Genomic DNA, 4,530 nt, shown 5'->3' on the forward strand with positions numbered 1-4,530 from the left:
CCGTTCTTTCATGCCCGCGGCCGCACCCGCACCTCTGTCCAGATGATCACCCGCGCCGCACACCTCGAACGAAATCCGGTTAGCCACAACGCACTAAGCAAAACCCGCCCCGCCCGACGATCCCTGCGGACCACCCGGCACAACGTCGACATCGACGGAACCGGGGCCTCACCGCCGGCAGCCACCAGCCGACGCCTCAGCTCCGAGATATTACCCTCCGCCTCACCCAACAACTCCCACACCTCGTCCGACACCGCATACCCCCGCCGGACCGGCGCCTCCACACTCCCGGAAACATTCGTCTGCTCCAGCCAGCGCCACACCGTACGCTCCGAAACACCCACCACCTCAGCGACCGCACGCACATGCCGCGTCGACAACTCACGAAACTGAGACAGCATCAGCTGCCATGAGATAAAGCCCCACGACAGCAACGCCCACCCACGACCTCTCACCTCATGACAGTGCCGGTCCCGCCCCAGCACCCCACTGACCAGCACCGACACAGCACACCACCAGACCAGCACCACCGACTCTCACCGATCACTGACCCCAACCCGAGAGATCGCAGCGTGTCGTTTGCCTCTACGACCAACAACACCAACTAGGTAAGGATCCAAATGACCAGATTCCATGCCCCAGAACAAGAATCGGAAGGAGCACCAGTCATGCGGACACTGATAGCCAAGGCCCTCATCACTGCCACCCTTGCCAGCAGCGCCACACTCGCCACCGTCAGCACCGCAACAGCCGCCGAACCCTGCACACAACCAACAGGCGGCAGCCGCTGCGTCGTCGACGGGGCCGGCGTCGATCCCTCCAAGCAGCTGGCGACCGAGCTAGCGAAATCACAGGCGGCACAGAAGTGTAATTCCGGCCAGATTAGGACGAAACACATCAAAACCATTGAGATCCATAGTGACGATGGCTACTGGAACATCTTTGTAACTGCCAGGTGCTGGTGAGGAACTACCACGCCGACGTAGCCCCGATGGGTGTGGCTCTTCTCCGGGGAAGACCTGAGCTGGAAGAACGCCGGTTGACGGTGTGGGCGGGGTAGGCGTCCTTCTACTGTGGCGGGGGAAGTAGGGGGCGTCGATGGTGTCGTTGATCGAGGAGTTGGAGGCGCGGGAGGCCGCGGCCCGTGTCCGGGTGGAGGAACTCGAGGCGAATATCGCCGAGTTGACCGCGCGTCTTGAGGGCGAGCGGGAGGTGTGGTCGCGGCTGCGGGTGACGCGCGAGACGGTGGCCCAGGTGCTCGGCGAGTTGTCCGGGCAGGACGTGGTCGAGACTGCGACACCGCGGGAGTCGGCGGCGCCGGAGACGCAGGTGGAGCCCGAAGTGCGGGTGGTGGGGGCGATCATGGTGCCGCACTGGCGGGAGGGTCTCCCGACGGACGTACTGCCGGATGTCTATCGGGACATCGTGGAGGTGATCGCGGACGCGTCGGGGCCGATGCAGGCCAAGCAGATCGTGCCCCGGATCGGGCTGCCCGCGGTGACCGCGAAGATCGAGGGGACGCGGGGGAAGCTGAAGCGGCTGGTGGAACGGGGCTGGCTGATCGAGGACCAGCCCGGACGGTTCGCGCCGGCTCACCCGGGGCCGGGCGGGGAATCGGCGAACTCTTGGAATGATAAAGGCTCCTCGGCCAACTCCGCTACGACACCGCCCTGTCGGCGGGCTGGCCGATCGCCACCGGCGCGATCGAAGGCGCCTGCCGTCACATCGTGGGCGACCGACTCGACATCACCGGCAGCCGCTGGGGCCTCAAAGGCGCCGAGGCCATCCTCAAACTCCGGGCCCTCAAAGACAACGGCGACTTCAACACCTACTAGGCATTTCACCTCGCCCGCGAACACAAACGCCTCTACCCCACTCCCGACCACCCCAACTACGGCCTCACCGCCTGATCAGGAACGTCCCTACAGGAGAGCCACACCCATCAGCGGTTTGCAGACCGATAACGGATTGACCCTGTTACGGCACCCATGATGAAGCCGCGCCTGTTCGTGAGCTGCATGCCATGCCAGCACTGTGGGATGTCTCCACGAATTTCGTCCGTCCCGCAGCATGCAATCCGGCTGACAGTCCCTGCATGCGTCGCTGTGGAAATGATTTGGCCAGATTGCAATTGATGCTCGCATGGATGCCATCTGTCAAGTAGAGGCAGATATCACGGCGACGCTTCGGGCGACGGAACTCCGCGCCTCCCACGCCAATCGCAGGTGGCAGGCCGTTGCATGGCCGACCGACTAGGCATTGCGTCAGGGACAGTTGTCGTTCTCTCACGTCGTTCTCCCCACGACGGCGAGGAGTGGCACTCACTGCCCCTTCGCCGCATGGAACAGGAAATGCACACAAAGTGCGCTCGATGGTTCAGGAGATCGCCGTACGCGAAGGCGAGGCTAAACCTGAACTCAAGCCCACCTTAAATGAAACTTAAGAAGCGCACTGTACTGGCCAGTTGCCCTAATTTTCTCAATTTACGATCGCTAGCCTTTCCGCCGCACTCGCAAGGCTCAATGTCATAGGAGGACGAAGAGGCATGCGACACAACCCCTCACGCCATCTCTCCCGGCGAACTACGGCTTTCGTGTTCGGGACGGCGCTGCTGACAGCCGGTTCGGCGGCTCTTGTCGGAACGGCTCACGCCGGGGTGCTTCCCCGGGTACCGGCTGGGTCCTCAGCGCAGACGGTCGACGGCACCGGAGCAGCGGTGAAGGCCGCCGTGTCCGGGCTGGACGATCCCCACGAGAAGGAGATCGCCATGGAGCTGGTGTCGAGCGCGGAAAATTCCTCGCTCGACTGGAAGGCGCAGTACACCTACATCGAGGACATCCGTGACGGCCGTGGTTACACGGCAGGGATCATCGGCTTCTGCTCCGGCACCGGGGACATGCTCGAACTCGTCCAGGCGTATACCAACAAGAAGCCGGACAACGTGCTCGCCCCGTTCCTCCCAGCTCTAAAGCGGGTGAACGGGACAGACTCCCACAGTGGCCTGGGCGACGCCTTCGTCAAAGCCTGGCATACGGCGGCCAAGGATCCGGTGTTCCAGAAGGCCCAGGACGCCGAGCGTGACAGGGTGTACTTCGACCCCGCCGTGGAGCAGGCAAAGAAGGACGGCCTGCGCACGCTGGGGCAGTTCATCTACTACGACGCCACCGTCATGCACGGCCCCGGCGATGACAAGAACAGCTTCGGCGGCATACGCAAGACCGCCCTGAGCAAGGCAAAGACCCCTACTCAGGGCGGTGACGAGACCGCCTACCTCAATGCCTTCCTGGATGCCCGCAAGGCCGCCATGAAGACGGAGGGAGCGCACAGCGACACCAGCAGGGTCGACACCGAACAGCGGGTGTTCCTGCGAGACGACAATCTCGACCTTGAACCGCCGCTGCACTGGAAGGTCTACGGCGACCCCTACTCGATCAACTGACCCGGAACAGGAAAGCGGTGACACTGTGGGATTACACATCTCAAGGCCACGACGCAAGGCATTCGTCTCCGTTCTCGCCGCCGCAGCGGCCACGGGCGGGCTTGCCCTGGTAGGCATGGGTAGCAACGCCATGGCCGGCGAGGCACAGCGAGTGCAGCGGCCGGGGAGCACCGCAGACGGAGACGGCATGCACTGGGTGCAGCGTTGGACCGCGGATCCGGCAAGGGCGGGCCTGAAGGCGTTCGAAGGGGTCGAGGACGACCGGGCGAGCTCCGACCCTGGCGTGAAGCACGTCTACGTCCAGGATGGCGCGTACCGCTTCGACATGCCCATGAACGAGCGAGACTCCAGCCCTGACCGGCAGCGCAACGAAGTCAAGGGCATGCGGGCCGACGGTGCGGACCTGCAGATACTCAAAGGCCAGACATGGCGCTTCACCGACTCTGTTTACATCCCCTCCAGCCTGGAAGCGACCACGAGCTTCACCCACATCATGCAGTTCAAGAAGCCGGGGCCAGGCAGCGCTCCCATCATGGTGATGTCGCTACGGCAACACGACGGCACCCCCACGATCGAGTTCAATTCCGCCCTGAGCGGGAAGATCGTCGGCCATACGGCACTTGCCCCACTGCAGAACAAGTGGATCGGGGTCGACCTCCAGGTCACCTTCGACGACAAGGACGGGGCGATCAACTGGAAGCTCACCGACGGCTCTCGCACCGTAGTTGATGCACACGCGTCGAGCCTGGACACCTGGCTGAGCCAACGTGCCCGGCCGAAGTGGGGCATCTACCGCTCGCTCAAAGACAAGGACCACCTAAAGAGCACATACCTGCTTGTCAAAGGCCTGAAAGCCTATCAGCAAACGAGCTGAGCGGCAGAGCGTCAGCTCCTTGGATGAGATAGCTCAGGCGACGGCTCCGCCGTTCGCCTGAGTCTGAACCGGGGAGCCGGCAGCTGGCACCCCGCATGGGGACGTTCACAGCGGATCGCGCCCCGTGGACCCGGCGTACACATCGATGTGGGGCGATCAGCACTGGAAGAAGCCCCTCACCTCGAAGAAACGAAAAATGTCCCGTCACGATGCCGCT

The 4,530-nt window shown here is 63.4% G+C and carries 3 protein-coding genes and 1 pseudogene; all 4 read left to right on the forward strand.

Annotated elements, in window-relative coordinates:
* Positions 1-668: 668 nt before the first annotated feature.
* Positions 669-965 carry a hypothetical protein gene (locus ABZ453_RS50480; protein WP_359026735.1) on the forward strand — a complete coding sequence of 99 codons (297 nt, stop codon included), beginning with the start codon at positions 669-671 and terminating at the stop codon, positions 963-965.
* A 687-nt stretch (positions 966-1,652) separates the two neighbouring features.
* Positions 1,653-1,910, forward strand: a pseudogene (locus ABZ453_RS50485) (ISKra4 family transposase); the annotation flags it as partial.
* A 635-nt stretch (positions 1,911-2,545) separates the two neighbouring features.
* The gene (locus tag ABZ453_RS50490) at positions 2,546-3,439 is read left to right on the forward strand and encodes a chitosanase (protein ID WP_359026737.1); all 894 of its coding nucleotides are present in this window, start codon (positions 2,546-2,548) and stop codon (positions 3,437-3,439) included.
* A gap of 115 nt (positions 3,440-3,554) precedes the next feature.
* Positions 3,555-4,313, forward strand: a complete 759-nt coding sequence (locus ABZ453_RS50495; RefSeq protein ID WP_359026739.1) for a heparin lyase I family protein — start codon at positions 3,555-3,557, stop codon at positions 4,311-4,313.
* Positions 4,314-4,530: the final 217 nt, after the last annotated feature.

It is taken from the genome of Streptomyces sp. NPDC005799, from assembly GCF_040630525.1.
GTDB lineage: Bacteria > Actinomycetota > Actinomycetes > Streptomycetales > Streptomycetaceae > Streptomyces > Streptomyces griseorubiginosus_B.